The organism is Alphaproteobacteria bacterium, from assembly GCA_017308135.1.
Taxonomy (GTDB): domain Bacteria; phylum Pseudomonadota; class Alphaproteobacteria; order CACIAM-22H2; family CACIAM-22H2; genus Tagaea.
On record JAFKFM010000007.1, the window covers coordinates 34,918 to 54,381 of the forward strand.

At 65.8% G+C, this 19,464-nt stretch carries 18 protein-coding genes; 7 read left to right on the plus strand and 11 right to left on the minus strand.

Annotation, left to right across the window (positions count from 1 at the left end; translation table 11 throughout):
* The first annotated feature begins 4 nt into the window (after positions 1 to 4).
* Positions 5 to 1,024: a LacI family DNA-binding transcriptional regulator gene (locus J0H39_04630; GenBank protein MBN9496022.1), complete on the plus strand. Its 1,020-nt coding sequence runs from the start codon at positions 5 to 7 to the stop codon at positions 1,022 to 1,024.
* 1 nt (position 1,025) lies between these two features.
* Here J0H39_04630 and J0H39_04635 read toward each other — a convergent pair whose 3' ends face one another.
* On the minus strand, positions 1,026 to 2,168 hold the full coding sequence (locus J0H39_04635) for an iron-containing alcohol dehydrogenase (GenBank protein ID MBN9496023.1): 1,143 nt from the start codon (positions 2,166 to 2,168) through the stop codon (positions 1,026 to 1,028).
* A 169-nt stretch (positions 2,169 to 2,337) separates the two neighbouring features.
* Here J0H39_04635 and J0H39_04640 point away from each other — a divergent pair, with 169 nt between their 5' ends.
* Positions 2,338 to 3,105 carry a GntR family transcriptional regulator gene (locus J0H39_04640; protein ID MBN9496024.1) on the plus strand — a complete coding sequence of 256 codons (768 nt, stop codon included), beginning with the start codon at positions 2,338 to 2,340 and terminating at the stop codon, positions 3,103 to 3,105.
* Here J0H39_04640 and J0H39_04645 read toward each other — a convergent pair.
* Genes J0H39_04645 through J0H39_04655 form a run of 3 tightly spaced genes read right to left on the minus strand, consistent with a single transcriptional unit; the run spans position 3,102 to position 4,858 of the window.
* Positions 3,102 to 3,827 (minus strand): phosphatidylcholine/phosphatidylserine synthase, encoded by a 726-nt coding sequence (locus J0H39_04645; GenBank protein ID MBN9496025.1) that lies wholly within the window; start codon positions 3,825 to 3,827, stop codon positions 3,102 to 3,104. The two genes, J0H39_04640 and J0H39_04645, sit on opposite strands and share 4 nt — an antisense overlap.
* 5 nt (positions 3,828 to 3,832) lie before the next feature.
* Positions 3,833 to 4,615: a 3-hydroxybutyrate dehydrogenase gene (locus J0H39_04650; GenBank protein ID MBN9496026.1), complete on the minus strand. Its 783-nt coding sequence runs from the start codon at positions 4,613 to 4,615 to the stop codon at positions 3,833 to 3,835.
* Positions 4,616 to 4,675: 60 nt separating this feature from the next.
* The gene (locus J0H39_04655; GenBank protein ID MBN9496027.1) at positions 4,676 to 4,858 is read right to left on the minus strand and encodes a DUF1192 domain-containing protein; all 183 of its coding nucleotides are present in this window, start codon (positions 4,856 to 4,858) and stop codon (positions 4,676 to 4,678) included.
* A gap of 29 nt (positions 4,859 to 4,887) precedes the next feature.
* On the opposite strand from J0H39_04655, the gene J0H39_04660 reads away from it, so the two are divergent.
* Together J0H39_04660 and J0H39_04665 are read left to right on the plus strand one after the other, a co-directional pair.
* Positions 4,888 to 5,886: an NAD(P)H-quinone oxidoreductase gene (locus tag J0H39_04660; GenBank protein ID MBN9496028.1), complete on the plus strand. Its 999-nt coding sequence runs from the start codon at positions 4,888 to 4,890 to the stop codon at positions 5,884 to 5,886.
* Complete coding sequence (locus J0H39_04665; protein ID MBN9496029.1) at positions 5,883 to 7,580, plus strand: hypothetical protein; 1,698 nt, start codon at positions 5,883 to 5,885, stop codon at positions 7,578 to 7,580. The genes J0H39_04660 and J0H39_04665 overlap by 4 nt, the downstream gene beginning before the upstream one ends.
* On the opposite strand, the gene pcaF is transcribed toward J0H39_04665, so the two are convergent.
* Positions 7,577 to 8,782 (minus strand): 3-oxoadipyl-CoA thiolase, encoded by a 1,206-nt coding sequence (gene pcaF / locus J0H39_04670; GenBank protein ID MBN9496030.1) that lies wholly within the window; start codon positions 8,780 to 8,782, stop codon positions 7,577 to 7,579. The two genes, J0H39_04665 and pcaF, sit on opposite strands and share 4 nt — an antisense overlap.
* A gap of 25 nt (positions 8,783 to 8,807) precedes the next feature.
* A complete protein-coding gene (locus tag J0H39_04675) occupies positions 8,808 to 10,322 on the minus strand; it encodes a 3-hydroxyacyl-CoA dehydrogenase (protein ID MBN9496031.1) in 1,515 nt (504 codons plus the stop codon).
* A 318-nt stretch (positions 10,323 to 10,640) separates the two neighbouring features.
* On the opposite strand from J0H39_04675, the gene J0H39_04680 reads away from it, so the two are divergent.
* Together J0H39_04680 and J0H39_04685 are read left to right on the plus strand one after the other, a co-directional pair.
* Positions 10,641 to 11,585: a hypothetical protein gene (locus J0H39_04680; GenBank protein ID MBN9496032.1), complete on the plus strand. Its 945-nt coding sequence runs from the start codon at positions 10,641 to 10,643 to the stop codon at positions 11,583 to 11,585.
* A 51-nt stretch (positions 11,586 to 11,636) separates the two neighbouring features.
* Positions 11,637 to 12,263, plus strand: a complete 627-nt coding sequence (locus J0H39_04685; protein ID MBN9496033.1) for a hypothetical protein — start codon at positions 11,637 to 11,639, stop codon at positions 12,261 to 12,263.
* Between the two features lie 64 nt (positions 12,264 to 12,327).
* Here the strand turns inward: J0H39_04685 and J0H39_04690 are convergent, their stop codons facing one another.
* Positions 12,328 to 14,202 (minus strand): gamma-glutamyltransferase family protein, encoded by a 1,875-nt coding sequence (locus tag J0H39_04690; GenBank protein ID MBN9496034.1) that lies wholly within the window; start codon positions 14,200 to 14,202, stop codon positions 12,328 to 12,330.
* A gap of 31 nt (positions 14,203 to 14,233) precedes the next feature.
* The gene (locus tag J0H39_04695; GenBank protein MBN9496035.1) at positions 14,234 to 16,090 is read right to left on the minus strand and encodes an FAD-binding monooxygenase; all 1,857 of its coding nucleotides are present in this window, start codon (positions 16,088 to 16,090) and stop codon (positions 14,234 to 14,236) included.
* A gap of 79 nt (positions 16,091 to 16,169) precedes the next feature.
* On the opposite strand from J0H39_04695, the gene J0H39_04700 reads away from it, so the two are divergent.
* Positions 16,170 to 16,640 carry a MarR family transcriptional regulator gene (locus J0H39_04700; GenBank protein ID MBN9496036.1) on the plus strand — a complete coding sequence of 157 codons (471 nt, stop codon included), beginning with the start codon at positions 16,170 to 16,172 and terminating at the stop codon, positions 16,638 to 16,640.
* A 3-nt stretch (positions 16,641 to 16,643) separates the two neighbouring features.
* Here J0H39_04700 and J0H39_04705 read toward each other — a convergent pair whose 3' ends face one another.
* Genes J0H39_04705 through J0H39_04715 form a run of 3 tightly spaced genes read right to left on the minus strand, consistent with a single transcriptional unit; the run spans position 16,644 to position 19,446 of the window.
* Complete coding sequence (locus tag J0H39_04705) at positions 16,644 to 17,384, minus strand: DUF4197 domain-containing protein (GenBank protein ID MBN9496037.1); 741 nt, start codon at positions 17,382 to 17,384, stop codon at positions 16,644 to 16,646.
* Between the two features lie 38 nt (positions 17,385 to 17,422).
* Positions 17,423 to 18,334, minus strand: coding sequence for an SMP-30/gluconolactonase/LRE family protein (locus J0H39_04710; GenBank protein ID MBN9496038.1), 912 nt, complete (start codon positions 18,332 to 18,334; stop codon positions 17,423 to 17,425).
* Positions 18,335 to 18,336: 2 nt separating this feature from the next.
* Positions 18,337 to 19,446: a hypothetical protein gene (locus J0H39_04715; protein MBN9496039.1), complete on the minus strand. Its 1,110-nt coding sequence runs from the start codon at positions 19,444 to 19,446 to the stop codon at positions 18,337 to 18,339.
* Positions 19,447 to 19,464: the final 18 nt, after the last annotated feature.

Consider the following 19,464-nt stretch of genomic DNA (forward strand, 5'->3'; position numbering starts at 1 on the left):
GGCCATGGACGATGCAAGGCATGATTCGGGGGGGCGGCCGACGATCCGCGACGTGGCGCGCCGGGCGGGCGTGTCGGTCGGGACGGTGTCGAACGTGCTCAACCGGCGCATCGCGGTCAGCGACCGTCGCCGGGCGGCGGTGGAGGAAGCCATCGCCGCTTTGGGCTTCGTGCCCAACCGCAACGCGCAAAGCCTGCGCGGCCGGGCGTGGCGCGTGGTCGGGCTGGTCGTCCACGACACAAAAAGCGCCTACTTCGCCGCGATGCTCGACCGCTTCGAAACGATGGGCGGCGATCTCGGCTACGAGGTGATGCAGGTCCTCAATCGCGGCGATTCGGAAATCGAGCTTCGCCGCACGCGCGCGCTGATCGAACGTCAGGTCGACGGGTTGATCCTGGTGCCGACCGCGCATCCAGCGGCGACGTTCGACCTGATCGCCGATTCGGGCGTGCCGGCGGTGATGATCGATCGCGGCATGGACGATCCGCGTTTCGATTACGTCACGATGGACAACGATGGCGCCATGACCGAACTCGTCCACGCGCTCGCCGCGCGCGGGCGCAAGGATGTGCGCTTCGTCGTGCGCTGGCCCGAACTCGTCACCACGCGCCAGCGTATGGCGGCCTTCGCGCGCGAAGGGGCGAAAGCGGGGATTGCGGCGCAAACGCTGGTACGCGATCCCGACGACGCGATTTTCGCGGGCCAGATCCGCGATTTGCTGGGCGGGGATAAGCGCCCGGACACGATCGTGGCGTCGAACTCGAATATCGCGGAAGCGTTGCTGCTCACGCTGTCGTCGCTGGGCGTGAAAATCCCCGACGATCTTTCCGTCGTCGCCTTCGACGAACCCGATTGGGCCGAACTCACCACGCCGCCTTTGTCGGTCGTGCGCCACCCGATCGACCTGATCGCCCAAAGCGCTTGGGACATTCTGATCGACCGGATCGAAAACGGCACGCCGCCCGGGCGGCGGGTAATGCACCCCGCGCGCGTCGTGCTGCGCGGCTCGGTGAAGTCGCTTTAGTTCACCAAGCCTCGGCCATCATCGCGCGATACTCGTCCGGCGTGGCGATGCGCGGGTTGGTGGCGTGGCAATGGTCCTTCATCGCTTTGCCCACGGCTTCCTCGACGAAGCCCTTGTCCACGCCCATCGCGCCCAGACCCGACGGCATGCCGAGATCGCGGTTGAGCTGCGCGATCGCCTGATCGACCGAGGCGCCCGGTGCGAGGCCCAGGGCGATCCGCAGCCGCGCGTATTTGTCTTCGGCGATGGCGGTCTCGGCACTTTCGTTGAAGCGCAGTACGGCGGGCAGCAGCACGGCGTTCAACGTGCCGTGATGCAGCGACTTGGCACGATAACTGCCAAGTGCATGCGACAGCGAATGAACGGCCCCGAGACCTTTTTGGAACCCCATCGCCCCCTGCATCGACGCGCTGAGCATTTGCTTGCGCGCCTCGCGGTTCTTGCCGTCGGTCACGGCGGCGCGAATCCATTTGATGCCGCGCGCCAACCCGTCCAGCGCGATCCCGTCCGCCGGCGGGTTGAAGGCCGGAGCCAAGAACACTTCGATGCAATGCGCGATCGCGTCCATGCCGGTCGCGGCCGTGAGACCGGCGGGCAAGGCGAGGGTGAGTTCCGGGTCGAGCACGGCGGCGCGCGGGACCAGGAACCAGGAATGGAAGCCGACCTTGCGCCCGTCGTTGAGGATGACGATGGCGCCGCGCGCGACTTCGCTGCCCGTGCCCGCCGTGGTCGGAATGGCGATCAGCGGCGCGCAATTCTTGGTGATCTTCGGGGCGCCGCCGTCGATCGTGCAGTATTGCGCGAGCGGGGCGGGGTGCCCCGCCAGGATCGCGACCCCTTTGGCGAGGTCGATCGACGAGCCGCCGCCGACCGCAATGATCCCGTCGGCCTTATGGTCGCGATAGAGCGCGGCCGCTTTGTCCACGGCTGCCTCCGTCGGGTTGCCCGGCGTTTCGTCGAACACCGCCAAGGGCAGCTTGCCCTCGATCGCGGCCAAGGCTTGCGCGGCGACACCCGCCGCGATCACGCCCTTGTCGGTCACGACCAGCGGGCGCGAAATCCCGTGCGCGGCGCAAAGCTCGCCCAGCGCCTTCGCGGCGCCGAAGTCGAAATGGATGTCGGTCACGTATTTGATCAGCGGCATGGTTTTCTCCCTGGCGATTTTTCTACCAGGGCCGCGCGCGCTAGGGTAGCGTTCAAGTCATGCGGGAAATATTCAATGTAATTTACGCCGACTCGCTGTGGGGTGTTCGATGAGCCGGCGGGGGTCCGCCGGCGCCGTAGCGTCGGTCAAAACGCGAACCGGCGAGGCGATGACGCTGGATCGCGCGTCGCCGATTCCGCTTTACGTCCAGGTTCGCAACCGGCTGCTGGCGATGGTCGGCGGGTGGAACGACCCGGAAAAACGCTTTTATTCCGACGACGAGTTGACCGCCATGTTCGACGTCAGCCGCGCCACGGTGCGCGAAGCGTTGACGGAATTGGTCGAGGCGGGCGTGCTGCGCCGCCGGCGCGGGCACGGCACGATCGTCAGCCTGCGCAAAGTCGCGGAGAAGCTCGGCGTGGGGTCCCATATCGGCAGCCAATGGGATTCGGGCGACATGCCGGTCGATACGGCGCTGCTGGCGTTCGAGCGGATCGCAGCACCGGCGGAAACGGCACGCGCCCTTGGTATCGTCGCGGAAACCGAGGTGCTTTTCATCAAGCGCCTGCGCACCATGCCGATCGCGCCTGTGTCGATCGATTGGCGCTATTTGCCGCTTTGGGCGGCCGACGGAATCGGCCGCGAGAACGCGGTCGATCCGCTGATCAATCTGATTTGGCGGCGGATCGATCTCGATCACAGCGATCTGACGATCGAGGCCGCGTTGTCGGGACCGGAGGAGATGGAATTGCTGCATCTGCCGGCGAAGTCGCCGATCCTGGTGCGACATCTCGTCTATTACGACCGTCAGGGGCGCGCGGCGATGGCGGGCAAGTCGATCCATCGCGCCGATTTGATGCGCTACAGCGTGCGCGTCGATCAATCGCGCGACGGCGTGGGCGTGGCGCGCGGCCGCACGATGATCCGCAGCCGTTAGTTTCCGCGCACCGAACGCCAGAGCGACAGGCCGACGAGCCAGGCGCTCGCCGCCATCCAGGTGGTCAGGACGATCGGGTTCACGGCGGGCGCGAACCACAACAGCCACGCCGCCCCGAACACCCACACGCCGCTGGCCGTCAGCGTCAACGCGCGATAATCGCGCACGCGCAAGGGATGGATCGACTTCACCTTGGTGAAGCTGAACGCGCCCAGCACCGCGACCGCGATCAGGTTGAACCAGATCGGCGTGCCCAGCACGTAGATATAAAGCGCCACGATGTTCCAGATCGCCGGGAAGCCGACGAAGTAATTGTCCGTCGTCTTCAGATCGAGATTGGCGAAGATGTAGAGCGAGGAAAACAGGATCCAGCCCGCCGCGGCCGAAGCGAGCCAGCCATCGCCCAGATATTCGAACTGCCAGAGCAGCACGGCGGGCACGACGACATAGGTGAGATAATCGACCACGAGGTCGAGCAGCGCGCCATCGAAACGCGGCAGACGTTCGGCGACGTCGAGTTTGCGCGCGAAGGGCCCGTCGATCCCGTCGACGATGAGCGCGAGACCCAGCCACAGCAGCGCCTCGCGCGGATTGCCTTCGATGACCGCGATCAGCGCCAGCAATCCGATGACCGCGCCCGACGCCGTCAGCGCATGGACCATCCAAGCAGCACTCTTGCGCCGGACTTCGACGATCTTCTCGGTGACGTCCTCGCGTTGCATCGGGATCACTGCGCGGTCCACCCGCCGTCGATCGAGAAATTGCTGCCGCGAATCTGGTCGGCCGCGGGCGAGCAGAGGAACGCGGCGAGGCCGCCGATCTGTTCGGGCGTGGCGAATTCCTTCGACGGCTGCTTTTCGGATAGCAACTCGTCTTTCGCGGCCGCACCCGAAATGCCTTTGCGTTCGGCCAGCGCATCGATCTGCTTTTGCACCAGCGGCGTCAAAACCCAGCCCGGGCAGATCGTGTTGGCGGTGATGGGCAGCGTCGCCGTTTCCAGCGCCACGACTTTCGTGAGGCCCACCAGCCCGTGCTTGGCCGCGACGTAAGCCGATTTACCCGCCGACGCGACGAGCCCATGCGCCGATGCGATGTTGATGATGCGGCCCCAGCCGCGCTTCTTCATATGCGGCAGTGCTGCGCGCATCGCCTGGAAGCAACTTGTCAGGTTGATCTGGATGACGCGATCCCAGGCGTCGAGCGGGAACTCGTCGACGGTCGCGACATGCTGGATGCCGGCATTGTTGACCAGAATATCGACCGCGCCGAATTCCTTCACGCAAGCCGCGATCAACGCTTCCACGTCGGCGGGTTTCGACATATCGGCGGCGGAATAGCCGGTCTTGACGCCCAGCGTTTCGACCTCGCGGCGGACCTTGGCGATCGTCTCGCCGTCGCCGAAGCCGTTGAGCATGATGTTGGCGCCCTGCGCCGCCAGCGCTTTGGCGATGCCAAGCCCGATGCCGCTGGTCGAGCCGGTGACGAGGGCGGTTCTGCCTTTCAACGACATGTCGTGCTCTCCGAATTTCAGGTCCTGTCCGGTTTTACCGCCGGAACGCCGTCGCCGCCGCTATTTTTTGAAAAAAGCGTCCGCCGCCGCCTTGTGGGAGCTCTTTTTGCCGATCTCGGCCTTGGCGCGGGCGATCTCGCCCTCCAGACGCGCTATATAGGCTTCGAGCTCCGCGACACCCCAACTGGACAAATCCTTGGGCTTGACCAATTTATGGCGCGGCTCGAGTTCGTCGAATTCCATATCCGTCCCCCGTGCGAGGTCGTCATTTTATGAGTCTCCCCAGCGTCATGGAAGCCGTCACGATGGCTGCCCCCGGCAAGCCGGAGGTGCTGGTGCCGGGCACGAAGCCCGTGCCCGTGCCGCAAGCCGACGAAGTGCTGATCGAAGTGGCCGCCGCCGGTGTCAACCGCCCCGATATTTTGCAGCGTTACGGCAAATATCCGCCGCCGCCGGGGGCGCCCGACACGCTGGGGCTTGAAGTGGCGGGAACCGTCGTCGCGACGGCGCCGGACGTGACCTGGCCTAAAATCGGCGACAAGGTCTGCGCGCTGGTCGCGGGCGGGGGCTATGCCCAATATTGCACGGCGCCGGCGCTGCAATGTCTGCCGATCCCGAACGGTTTCTCGATGGTCGAAGCGGCGGCGGTGCCGGAGACCTTCTTCACCGTTTGGACCAACGTGTTCGAGCGCGGGCGCCTGGTCGCGGGCGAGACGTTCCTGTGCCATGGCGGTGCCTCGGGTATCGGCACCACGGCCGTGCAGCTCGCCAAGGCGTTCGGCGCCAAGGTGCTGGCGACGTGCGGCACGGCCGAGAAATGCGCGGCTGTGACGAAACTCGGCGCCGACCGCGCGATCAATTATCGCGACGAGGATTACGCCGCCGTCGCCAAGGAATTCACCGGCGGCAACGGCGTCGATCTCATCCTCGATATGGTCGGCGGCGATTACATCGCGCGCAATATCGACGCGGCGGCGGTGGAAGGCCGCATCGTGCAGATCGCATTCCTCAAATCGCCCAAGGCCGAATTGTCGTTCGACGCGATCATGCGCAAGCGTTTGACCTATACGGGCTCCACCTTGCGCCCGCGCAGCGTGGCCCAGAAGGGCGCAATCGCCGCCGCCCTGCGCGCGAAGGTTTGGCCGTTGCTCGAGGCGGGTAAAGTGCGCCCGCTGATCCACGCGACCTTCCCGCTGGCGCAAGCGGCGCAGGCCCACGCGACGATGGAAGCCGATACGCATATCGGCAAGCTGGTGCTGACGGTTCGATGACCGACGCCGAAAATCCGCCATCGCCCGAAGAATGGCCGCCCGAAGCGCTGATCGACGCCGGGCGCCAATTGCGCGCGATGGGGCGCGCGGCCGAAGCGCTGGCGGCGTTCGAGATCGCGTGCCGCAAGGCGCCGAACGAAGTCGCTTCGTGGTCGGGGGCGGCGCTGGCGAATTACGATCTCGCGCGCTATCACCTGGCCGCCGCCGCTTTCGAACGCGCGGTGGAACTCGCACCCGACGACGCCAATCTGTGGCGCAATCTCGGCCATGTGCGCTTGCTCGCCGCGTGGCCCGCACCGGCCGCCGAAGCGTTGCAACGGGCCGTGGCGCTCGATCCCGGCAATCTCGGCGCATGGGACGATCTCGGCACCGCACTCACCGGCATCTGGGGCCGCGCCAAAGATGCGACCGCCGCCTATGATCGCGCTTTGACGCTCGATCCCGCGCGTATCGACCTCGCCTCGCGCCGCTTGGTCGCGCTCGCCTTCGACGAAGATCTGCCGGCCGCCGATCTGTTCGCCGCGCATCGCGATTTCGGCGCGAAGGTCGAGAAACTCGCCGGGCCGGTGGACGCGAATTTCAAGAACGCGCGCGAACCGGATCGCAAGCTGCGCGTCGGCTATCTCTCGTCCAATCTCTATTCGCATATCGCCTCGGCCGAGATGCGCACGGCGTTGCGGCGCCACGACCGCGCGCACTTCGCCGTCCATGTCTACGCGACCGTGCCGGAGCGCGACGCGATCACCGACGAACTTCGCGGGCTCTCCGATTTCTGGACCGATGCGGGCGCGCTCGACGACCGCGCCTTGGCCGCGAAGATCCGCGACGACGGCATCGATATCCTGGTCCACACGATGGGCCATTGGCAGCAGAACCGCCTGGGCGTGTTCGCGCGAAGGGCGGCGCCGATTCAGATCGAGTATCTCTGCCAATCGCCCGCAATCGGCATTTCGGCGTGCGACGCCTATCTCGCGGATCCGTGGGTGTCGGGCGACGGCGCGCTGGGCGCGATATCCGGCGAGCGCGTGATCGATCTGCCCGGCGGTTATTATTCGACCTCGTTCCTGCCGGAGATCGCGATCAAACCGCCGCCGCGCGCGCGGGGGCAGGCGCCGGTCGTGTTCGGCAGCTTCAATCGTGTGGCCAAAATCTCGCGCGGCACGGTGCGGCGCTGGGCGCGCGTACTGCGCGAACTACCGCAAGCGCGTCTGCTGGTGAAAATCCCCGAACGGTTCGAGCGCGCGGAGGAAGCGCGCATGCGCGGCGAATGGGCCGCACTCGGTCTCGACGTATCGCGCGTTGAATTGCGCGGCCATGCCGAAGGCGGGGCCTATTGGGATGGCTTCGCGGACGTGGACGCGCTGCTCGATTGCGTGCCGTTCAATGGCGGGCGCACGACGGGCTCGGCCGCCTGGATGGGCGTGCCGACGATTTCGGAGCGCGGGCTTCCGGTCTATGGGCGCCTGGCGTTCGGCATCATGTCGCGTTTGGGCCTCGGCGATCTGGTCGGCGCCGACGAGGACGGTTACGTCGCGGCGGCGGTGAAGCTCGCGCGCGATCCCGCAAAGCTCGACGATATCCGCCGGACCCTGCGCGATCGATTCCGCGCCTCCACCCTATTCGAAAGCGATATCCATATTCGCGAAGTCGAGGCGGCGTATCGCCGCCTGTGGCGCGAATACTGCGGCGCTTAAACCTTCTCTAGCGCCAGCGCGATGCCCTGGCCCACGCCGATGCACATCGTGGCGAGCGCGCGCTTGGCGCCACGCTCGTGCAATTCGACCATCGCGGTCAGCGCCAAACGCGCACCCGACGCGCCCAGCGGATGGCCCAGCGCGATGGCGCCGCCATTGGGGTTCACATGCGCGGCGTCGTCGGGCAGGCCGAGCTGGCGCAACACCGGCAAGGCTTGCGCGGCGAAGGCTTCGTTGAGCTCGATCACGTCGATATCGCCGATCCTCCAGCCGATGCGCGCGAGCAGCTTCTGCGTCGCCGGGACCGGGCCAATGCCCATGATGCGCGGCGGCACGCCCGCGGCGGCAGCCCCGATCACGCGGGCTTTGGGTGTCAGGCCGAACTTCTTCACGGCCGCTTCGGACGCGAGCAGCAACGCGGCCGCCCCGTCATTGACGCCCGACGCATTGCCCGCGGTCACCGTGCCCGAGCCGTCCGGCTTCACGAAGGCTTTGAGCTTGGCGAGCGTTTCGATCGTCGTCTCGCGCGGATGTTCGTCGCGCGACACCGTCACCATCTCCTTGCCCTTTCGGGTTTCGACGGCGACGATTTCCTTGGCGAGACGGCCGGAGGCTTGCGCGGCGAGCGCGCGTTGCTGGCTGCGCAACGCGAAGGCGTCTTGATCGGCGCGCGAGACGTTGAAATCGGCGGCGACGTTTTCGGCCGTCTCCGGCATCGAATCGACGCCATGCGCCTTCTTCATCAGCGAATTGACGAAGCGCCAGCCGATCGTCGTGTCGTAGATCGCCGCGTCGCGCGAGAATGCGGTTTCCGCCTTGCCCATGACGAAGGGCGCGCGGCTCATGCTTTCCACGCCGCCCGCGACGATCAAATCCGCTTCGCCCGCCTTGATCGCGCGCGCGGCCGTGCCCACGGCGTCGAGGCCCGAGCCGCACAGGCGGTTGATCGTCGTGCCCGAAATCGCGACCGGTAAACCGGCCAACAACGCCGCCATGCGCGCGACGTTGCGATTGTCCTCGCCCGCTTGGTTGGCGCAGCCATAGATCACGTCGTCGATCGCCGCCCAATCCACGCCCGGATTGCGCTTCACGAGTTCGCGCAACGGAATCGCGGCGAGATCGTCGGCGCGCACGCCGGAGAGGGCGCCGGCATAGCGGCCGATGGGCGTGCGGATCGCATCGACGATATAGGCTTCGGTCATATTGGCGTGTCCTTGAACGATGAACTTAAGATTCGCGCGCGACGAGGCGGCGCAAGCGCGACGCGGCGCGATAGCGGTCCTCGCCGTAATGGCGGGCGAGGTTGTCGAGCGTCGCTTGGATATGCGGCAGGCCGACGGCGCGGCCCCAGGCGAACGGGCCCTTGGGATAGTTGACGCCCTTGGTCATCGCGACGTCCACGCCTTCGGCGGAGACCACGCCATGCTGCACGGCTTCCAATGCCTCGTTGACCAGCATGGAAAGCGTGCGCATCACGATCAAACCGGGCGCGTCGTCGATCAGCGAAACCTTCATGCCGCAGCCTTGGAAAAACGCGGTGGCCAGCGCCGCCGCTTCGCCGCGCGACTGGTCGGCGACGGCGATCGCCATGCGCGTCGCGGTGGCGTAGTCGAGCGCCAAATCATGTAGCACGAGTTCGCGCTCGCCCGTTTCCGCCGCGCGCAAAGTGGCCGTGCGCCCGTCGGAAAGGCGCAAGGCCACGCCGTCGAGCAGGATCACGTCGCCGCGTTCGCCCGCCGGGCGGCGATGTACGGGCAGGCCGCCATCCTTGGCGCGCTTTTCCAACGCATCGAAATGCTCGAGCTCGCCTTCGAACACGATCTGTTTGGGCGGGGCGGCGGCGGGTTCGGTCGCGGCCTCGGGCATCGTCGTGCCCTTGGCGTAATCGTAGAAGCCGCGCCCCGATTTGCGGCCCAGCCTGCCGGCGGCGACCATTTCCGCCTGCATCGCCGATGGCGCGTAGCGCGGATCCTTGAAATACGCGTCATAGACCGAATTGGTCACGGCGAAATTCACGTCGTGGCCGATCATATCCATCAACTCGCAAGGCCCCATGCGGAAGCCGCCGCAATCGCGCATCACCGCATCGATGGTCGCGGGATCGGCCGCGCGTTCGGTCAACAGGCGCCACGCTTCGGCATAGAAGGGCCGCGCGCAGCGATTGACGACAAAGCCCGGCGTCGACGTCGCGTGCACGGGCGCTTTGCCCCAGGCGGCGGCGGTATCGAAGGCGATCTGCGCGCATGCGGGATCGGTGGCTAGGCCCGACACGATCTCGACCAGCGCCATGATCGGCGCCGGATTGAAGAAATGGAAACCGACCAAGCGGCCGGGCAAACGCATGTCCTTGGCCATCGCCGAAATCGAAATCGACGAGGTGTTGGTGCCGAGGATGCAGCTATCACCGACCACGGCTTCCAGCTCCGCGAGAAGCTGGCGCTTGACGGCGAGGTCTTCGACGATCGCCTCGATCACCAGATCGCAAACTTCGAAATCGATATAGGAATCGGCCGGCTCGATGCGCGACAGGATCGCGTCGCGCTTGTCCTGGCCGATCTTGCCCTTGGCGACCAAGCCGTCGAGCGCCTTGCCCATATTGCGCAAAGCGTCGTCGACCGCGCCTTGGCGCGCGTCGAGCAGCTTCACGCGATGGCCGGCGGTGGCGGCGACTTGGGCGATACCCGCCCCCATGGTCCCAGCGCCGATCACGCCGATGGCGCGGTCGCGGGCAAGGGCGGTCATCGGGCGAATCCGTCGTCGATATGGGGTGTCATGCGGGGCGGAGAGTGCCAATGTCCGGGGTACGAGGCAACGTCAGCCGCCGTGGCTAAAATGCGGGCAAATGAGTCATCTTGCCTCTCGGCGGTTGGAGTTTGCCCAATCTCAGGGCATTAACGTATTAAATTACCGTGTCCGGGCGAGTCGCAGCCCGGCACGGTCTATGCAGATTTATGCTGCACCTGCGAAGACAGAAGGTCTTTTTGAGGAAACGCTCTCGAAAGCCGGAGGCGGCGCGGTCCCAACGACCGAGCCGGTTTTGGGCCGCTTATGGAGGGCGACATGCGCAAGACGATCGGCGGAATTCTGGCGGGTCTGATGCTGCTCTTGGCGGGCGCGCCGATGGCGTGCGCGCAAACGCAGGCGCTGCCGACATTCGATTGGTTGATCTGGGAGCGCCTCAGCGAGCGGCGCACCAAAGAACCGGTCCCCCAGCGTTTCACGCTTAAGGGCCATATCTTCACGATCTACGCGGCGACGCCCGAACATCCCGCGATTTTCGTCGCCGAGCGGCGCGGGCGGATCGTCTATCTCTCCACCGCCGACCGCTACAGCGTGATCGCCTTTCGCGAGCGCGATTGGGGCGAAGGCCCCGATTTGCTGGTCGACGCGCAAAATGCGGCGACCGGGCAGGGCGCGCGCCTGCACGCTTTCGTGCTCGCGCCGTATTTTTCGCTCCAGACGATCGGGCTGGGCGACACTTATGCGGGTTCCGACGAAAGCGGCGAGACGGCGGCGTTGCGCGTGCAATTCTCCGACTACGCCTTCATGGGCTGGAATGCGCCCTATCATCTGTCGCCCGTGCCGACGCTGCATCTCGGCTGGACGGGCACGCGCTACGAGGTCGAGCCCGATTCGCTCGGCCGTTACGCGCGCGATCCCGGCTTGCTGGAACGCTGGACCGAAGACGCGCGCACGGCGTTGACGAAATGGCGCAACGCCGGCGGCGTCTATACGGCGATCGCCGCGCGCGCACCCGGCGCAACGCCGGAAAATCCGCCGCCGGTCGTGTGGCGCTATGCGCTCGAACTCGTCTATTCGGGCGATGCGCCGGCAGCCAAGCAACTATTCGACGCGGCATGGGCCGACGACATTCCGGGCAAGCGCGAATTCTGGCGCGATTTCCTGACGCAACTCCGGAACGGTCAGGCGTGGCGCGATCTCGATTTGGAGACGGCACTCGACGCCCATGACCTGTTCAAGGATTTCGCGGCTCAGTTGAACTGACGGTTTATCCAAGGGCACCGGGGGCTGTTCCGGCGGCGCGTTTCCGCTAGGATGAATGGCGTCGTGCTTTACTTTTTTCCCCATTCTCCATCGCGGCTACCGAGCCTTGGCGCGCTTCTCTATCGCACGCATCGATATGCGTTCGACCGTTTGTCGATCTTGCCGATAGCGGTCGTTCTTTATTGGTTGGTTTTCGTCCTGTCCGGCGATGCGGTGTGGAAATCAGCCGCAGCCGTGTTGACCGAACAATGCGGCCCCTGGTTTTGGTGGATCGTGCCGTTCTGGGATTCGCTACCACGCCGGCATGTCCAGACCTGGAGCTATCCGATTGCGGCGCATGCCCGCCATATCCTCGCAGTGGCGTGGCTGTCGATCTACGGGACTATCTTATTTTCTTTCGCCTTCATGCCGGCGTTTGTGCGCACAGCCATCGATGCGGGGCGGAAAGATCCGGCTATGGCGTACAGAATTCGAATGATTGCGTTTACGGCTTGGTTGGTATTCGTGCTGGTTTTGTGGCTGTCATCTCAGCAGGGAATTGTCGTCCGCAGACCGCGTTTACTAGGACTCCCGCTCTTTGCGATGCTTTGCGCCTATTGCACGATCCTTTGGATCTGCGCGCTGCTGGCGCATCGCCAACTCGGCGATCGCTGGCGGGATTTCAAAGGGCCGAGCTGATCCGCCGCCGAAATGCAAAAGGGCGGCGCCCCGTTACGGAGCGCCGCCCTTTGCGTTAAATCGTTCAGCGGCCGACGGCGTAGGCCTGCTGCAAGCGCGGCGTGGCCGCCGCCTTCAGCAGCCTGCCTTCCTTCTTCGCCGCCGCGTTGCGGCCCAGCGACCATTCGCCGCCGACTTCCACGTCGTGGCCCTTGGCCTTCAACGCGTCGATCGTCGCCGCGGGGAAGCGGCTTTCGACCTGCACTTTGCCGGGGCGCGCGGCGCGCGGATAGAACGAGTTCGGCCAATGATCGGTCTGCAGCATCGGCGCATCCATCGCGGCCTGCATGTTGAAGCCGTGATCGACATGGCGGATGAAGAACTGCGCGATCCACTGATCCTGGTTGTCGCCGCCGGGCGAGCCGAAGGCGAGCCAGGGCTTGCCGTCCTTCATCGCCATCGACGGCGTTAGAGTCGTGCGCGGACGCGCGCCCGGCTTCAGCGACGCGGGCAGACCTTCCTCCAGCCAGAACATCTGCGCGCGCGAACCCAGGCAGAAGCCCAGTTCCGGAATCGTCGGCGAGGATTGCAGCCAGCCGCCCGACGGCGTGCAGGCGACGACATTGCCCCAACGGTCGATGACGTCGAGATGGCAGGTATCGCCTTCGGCGGGGCCGCGCGCCGCGCGGCCCTGGCGCGCCATCGCGGACGCACCGCCGTCGCGATAGGTCTCCTTCGCCAGCGCGTCGGATTCGATGCGCGCGGGCTCGCCGAAACCGCCCATGCCGGCGATCACGGGCCGCGCCTCGGCCGATTGGAAGGCGGGCAGTTTGTAGTCGCGCCCGCCGGGCTTGCCGGGGCGCAATTCCTTCGACGCCGTCTCGCCGATCAGCTTGCGCCGTTCGGCGTTGTAGGAATCCGACAGCAGCGCTTCGAGCGGCACGTCGGTGAAGTTGGGATCGCCGTAATAAGCTTCGCGATCGGCGTAAGCGAGCTTCTTCGCCTCGATCAGCAGATGGATGAACTCGGGGCCGGTCGTGTCCATCGACGGCACGTCGTAGCCCTTCAACAGCGCCAGCAATTGCAGCAGCACGGGGCCCTGGCTCCACGGGCCCGCCTTGCACACGGTCACGCCGCGATAATCGTAGATCGCGGGCGCTTCGACGGGCGCTTGCCAGCTCGCCATATCGGCGGCCGTCAGCACGCCCTTATGGCGCTTGCCCGACACGTCCATGATCGCGTTATTCGCGCAGAACTTGCCGATCGCCTCGGCGACGAAGCCTTGGTAGTAGGCCTTGCGCGCCTTTTCGATCTGCGCTTCGCGGTTCGGTCCGGCGGAAGCGCCTTCCGACAGCAGGCGCTTGAACGTCGCGGCGAGCGTCTTGTTCTCGAACAAGGCGCCGGCCTTGGGCAATTCGCCGCCCTTCATCCACAACGCGGCGGAGGTGGTCCATTCGGTCTTGAAGATCTCCGCGACCGACGACACGGCCCCGGCGGCACCGGGCAGCAGCGGGAAGCCGTTCTCGGCATAGCCGATGGCGGGCGACATAACTTCGGCCAGCGTCATCGTGCCGTAGTCGCGCAGCATCACCATCCACGCGTCGAAGGCGCCGGGGATGACGGCCGCGAGCAGACCCGTGCCGGGGACGAGGTCGAGACCTTCCGATTTGTAATGCGCGATCGTCGCACCGGCGGGAGCGGGGCCCTGGCCGCAAATGACCTTGGGCGTGCCGTTATGCTCGCACGCGATCAACACCGCGTCGCCGCCCAGGCCGTTCATATGCGGCTCGACGACCTGCAGCGTCAAACCCGCCGCTACGCCTGCGTCGAACGCGTTGCCGCCCTTTTCCAGCACGGACATGCCGACCTGGCTGGCGATCCAATGCGTCGACGAAACGACGCCGAACGTGCCGGTGATTTCGGGGCGGGTGGTGAAGGTCGGCGGAACGGAAGGCGGCATGGTGCGGTTGGCTCCTTGAATGAAGCCGCGACTATGCCACGCGAAGAAAGCCGGCGAAATAGGCCGATAATTCATCCGTCGCCGTCACCGGCAGCACATGGCCGACATATTGATCGGGCCGCACGACGACCAAGGCGCCGCGCAACCGGTCGATCCCGCGCAGATCGAAAATATCGCGGCGATTCTTCAAATCGGGGCAGAAGACCTTTTCGTAATCGCGCAAACCAAATTTGCCTTTGGTCGGGAACAGCAAAGGCGGCATCGCGGTGATTTCCAGCGTGCGATGGCCCGCTTGCAGGATCGCGCGGATATCGATTACCGCGTCGATATCGGCGCCCTTCGACGTGAAGCGTTTCACCACACCCGTCAGATCAGCGCAAACGGCGTCGAGCTTCGTGTCCGTCCCGGCGAAGAGCATCACCCGGAAGCGCCCATCGGCACGCACGACATGGCCGAGTTCGACGGGCTTGGCGTCGCCCAGGCGCACGACCGGTGCCGAATGGAAGCGCGTGCCGATCTCGAACCCGGTGGCGAGATGTTGGTGCGTCGCCTTACCCGTCAGCACCGACGGCGCGTAGCGCGTGGCGGTCCCCGCCGTGTAGCGCCCGTGCTGGACGAAATAGCTTTGCACCTCGGCCGGATCGATCGTGCTGCCGGGCTTGGAGGCTTCGTGCAGCAGGCTTGCCCATTCGCGGTCGAAATCGATCAGCGTCTTGGCGATCGCGTGGCGCTCGCGCGAATAGCTGCGCAGCAGCGTCGCATCGCTGCGCCCTTGCAGCACGGCGGCGAGTTTCCAGCCGAGATTGAATGCGTCCTGCATCGACACGTTCATGCCTTGGCCCGCTTTGGGGCTGTGGGTGTGGCACGCGTCGCCCGCGATGAAAACGCGCGGGGCCGTCGCGTCGTCGTCGAAACGCTCGCACATGCGCTGGCCGATCTCGTAGACCGACCACCAGGCGACGTCCTTCACGTCCAGCGTATAGGGGGCGAAGACCTTTTGCGCGGCGGCGATCACGTCCTCGACGGTCAGCTTGCGATCGGCGACGCGTTCGCGCGAATCGAGCTTGTCCATCTCGACATAGACGCGGACCATATAGCCGCCTTCGCGCGGGATCAGCACCACGCTGCCGCCGGCGGGCGACTGGATCACGCATTTGAAGCGGATATCGGGAAAGTCGGTGACCGCCAGAATATCCATCACGCCCCAAGCTTGATTGGCGGAATCGCCTTCCAGCGTGCGACCGATGGCTTTGCGCACGACACTGCGGGCCCCGTCGCAACCCACGACATAACGTGCGCGGATCGTTTCGATCTGGCCTTCATGGCCGGGATCGGTGCGTTCCAGCGTGACCGTCACCGGATGCGCCGCCGTACGATCGACCGTTAGACCCGCGAGCTTGCGCGAGTAATGCGGCTCGATGCGCGCGGGCGAATTGCGCATCACGTCGAGATAGAAATCATGGATGCGCGCTTGGTTGAGGATCACATGCGGGAATTCCGACAAGCCGTCCTCGGTGTCCTGAATGCGCCCGCTGCGCGCGATGCCATTGGTAGCGGGCTTCCAAAATGTCGTCTCGTTGACCCAATAGGCTTCGCGCACCACGCGCTCGGCAAAGCCGAAAGCCTGGAACATTTCGACCGTGCGGCAGGCGACACCGTCGGCTTGGCCGCGCAGCAGGCGATCGGGCTTCTGCTCGACGATGCAGGTCTTGATGTCCGCGAAGGCCGAAAGCTGGGCGGCGAGCGTCAAGCCCGCCGGGCCGCAGCCGACGATCAATACGTCGGCCGTCGCGGGCAAAATGCCGGGCGACCCAGGCTTGCCCAGCCGTGCGACCGGATCGGCGATATCGGGATCGCCGGGCTGAAAACCGTCGAGATGGAACTGCATCGCGCTTGCTCCCGGAAGAGATTTTAGTCACAATACTGATGATCAGTATGCTTGTCAATTTAACGACCGGGAGCCGGCGATGATCGCGGAAGTTCTGAACAGGCCGGGGCATTTGGCGCGGCGATTCCAGCAGATCGCCGTGTCGGTGTTCGTGGCCGAAGCGGAAGCGGCGGGCTACGACCTCACGCCCGTGCAATACGCGGCGCTGGCGGCGCTGGCGGCGGTCAAGGCGCATAAGGGCATCGACCAAGCCACGCTCGCGGGCTTGATCGCATACGACCGCACGACGATCGGCGGCGTGGTCGATCGGCTGGAACAGAAGGGTCTCGTCTCGCGCCGCGTCAGCGCCGAAGACCGCCGCGCGCGGGTGCTGGAAATCACGGTTGCGGGCAAGCGCACGCTGGCCGGCATCGAACCCGCCGTCGCCGCCGCGCAGAAAGCGATGCTGCGCGGGCTCGACGCTTCGGAGTCCGCGCAGTTGTTGCGGCTGTTGCGCAAGGCGATCGACGCCAGCAACGAACTCAGCCGCGCGCCGATGCGCAAAGGTTAAGGCTTAGCCGAAGACTTTGCGCAGCAATTCGGTCGTGCGCGCGGCGGGATTGGCGCGGATATCGGCTTCCTCGCGCGCGACGTAATGGAAGATGCCGTCGACGCCCTTGTCGCGGGTCCAGTCGGCAAGGTTGCCACGCGCATCGGGCACGCCGGGAATGTTGCGATAGGCGCCCATCATTTTTTCGTAGGACTGGATCGCGCCGACGTTTTGCAGCGCGCGGTCGATCGGTGGGCGCATCAGATTGCCGATATCGCCGCCCGCCGTGCGGCGCAAATAGGCGGTCGCCGCGTCGTTGGGTCCGTTCAGAATGCCTTGCGCATCCGACAGCGTCATCGCGCGGATCGCGCGCAGAAAGATGTCGCGCGCGACCGGTGTCGCTTGCTCGGCCGCGCGGTTGAGGCGTGTTTGCAGATCGTCGGCCATGCCCGACAGCCCGACCGTTTGGAGTGCTGATTGAACCCGGGCGAGCGTATCGGGCAGCGGGATTTTGACCGCCGCGTCGCCGAGGAACCCGTCCGCGCGGCCCAGCCGTGCGACGGCGGCGCCAGCTCCCTTTTCGAGCGCGTCCTTCAAGCCTTGTGCGATCTCGCTTGCCGAAAGCCCCCGGCCGCGTGTGCCGCCGGTGCCGGGCATGGCAACGCCGCCCTGGTTCAACAGGTTCCGGCCCTGATCGAGCAGGCTTTGCGCCTGGGCGGAAACGGGCAACGCGAGTGCGGCCAACAGAATCGTGCGGCGTTTCATGGCGGGCCTCCGAAGTTTCGGGGCCAGTCTATCGCCGATCAACGTTGCGAGGCCATGCTCTTGCCGGGGAACGGCATGCGCGCGGTCAGGATCGTGGCCGTTTCGCTTTCGGTCATATAGAGCGTGCGCCGGTCGGGCCCGCCGAACGCCATGTTGGTGACGAAGGCGCCAGGCTCGCCGATGAAATGCGTGGGCAGGCCCAGCCGATCGAAGCGCCACACGCCCAAGCCGAGATGTGCGACGACAAGGCCGCCGTCTTCGTCCAGCGCGATTCCATCCGGCCCGCCGCCGCCCGACAATTGGATGAAACTGCCGACCTTCGCCGAGATACCGCGTTCGAACAGCGGGACGCGCCAAATCGCGTTGGCGCGCGTGACCGCGACGAACAACACGCGCTCGGCCAAATCGAGCACCAGCCCGTTGGGCGACGGGATCGTGTCGCACAGCACGTCGATCTCGCCCGACGCCTTCACGCGGAACACGCGGCCCGTCGGGTCTTGCATGCCCGTCTGGCCTTGATCGGTGAAATAGAGATCGCCGTTGGCCGCGAAAGTCAGATCGTTGACGCCCTTGAAGCCCTCGGCGCGATAGCCGCGCAAGAAAGGCGTCACCGCGCCGCGCGCGGGATCGATAATCATGATTCCGTGCCGCGCGTCGGTCACGAACACGCGGCCGTCGCGCGCGATCTTCATCCCGTTGGGCCAGCCGTCGTATTCGGCGATCTTCGTCCAGTCGCCCGACGGCGCGATGCGGAAGATGCGGCCGAAAGGAATGTCGGTGCACCAAAGATTCCCGGCCGCATCGAAGCACGGTCCTTCGAGGAAGGAATGGACCGCCTCGCCGCGCTTGTTGGCGTCGGCCCATTCGCAACGGCGCGGATCGCGCAACGCGTCGGGCAGCGACGTGAAGCGGGAAACGGGAATGCGTTCGAGCGGCGCGAAGGGGTTCATGTTCATCGCGGCGGGCCGAAGCGCACGATCTCCACGCGCGCGATCGCTTCGACGTCGCGCAAGGGCGTGGGGTCGGGAAATTCCAGCGGGCCCAGCGGGCGCACGCGGCATCTGTCAGCGTTCGTCACGTTGCCCGCGCGCACGAACACGGTGCTGGGTGTGACCAGCAGCACGCAGCGCGTGCGCGCCTTGGTGGTGAAGCCGCTGACGATCCCGCCGTAATCCTTGGTTTCGATTTCGGCGAGGAAGCCGCCGCCCGTGCCCAGCGTGTAAAGCGCACGGGCGTAGAGATACGACGCCCCCGGCCAGGCGAGGATCGCCAGCACCGCCAGCGCCAGGCCGATGCGGATGGCGAGATCGCGCGAGAAGCGATCGCTGACCACCAGATAATGGAACGCGGCCGAGCCGAGCACGGCGAGCATGCCGAGCCACGCGAAAGCGCGCGGATTCGAATCGAACAGCAGCACGCCGGCCGGAATGGCGAAGACCGCGATCGAGATCGCGACATGGAAGGCGAGCGGCAGCCCAAGTTTCAGTGTCGCCGCCATGCGGCGTAAAACCTCGGCCGGCGCTTCGGGGCTTTTCAGACGAAAATTCGCCGCGATGGCCGCCGCGATCAATGCCGAGATCAGGAACCACAACAGCACGCCGTCGCCTTGATTGCCGGCGAGCCCGCCGAGCACGGCGAGCGCGAGCAACGCCGCCCAATAGATCCAGCCGAAGCACACGGTGAATCCTTTGGCGTCGGTCCAAGCGCCCCATTGGCCGCGTTTGCGCGTCTCGGTCGGCCCGGCCAACGCGGCGCGCAAATCGGCTTGGTCCTGGTCGTCGAGCCCGCCCAAAGCGATGAACGGAAAAAATGCGGCGAATTGGAACAGCGCCACCAGCAGCACCATGCCTGCGAAGGTGACGACGACGAACGACGTCGCGGCCAGCTCGCCCAGCAGCGGCAAGCCCATGCGATAGCTGTAAAGAACGTGGAAAATCGTCGCCGTCAGGGCGGAAATCGCCGTCACCGCCGGGGCCAGATCGCGCACCGTGTCGATCGCCCGGCGGACCGGCGGGCGCGGTGTCCGGGGCGGTGTCGGAGATTCCGTGCTGCGGGACTTCATTTGCCTAATCCGCGTCTG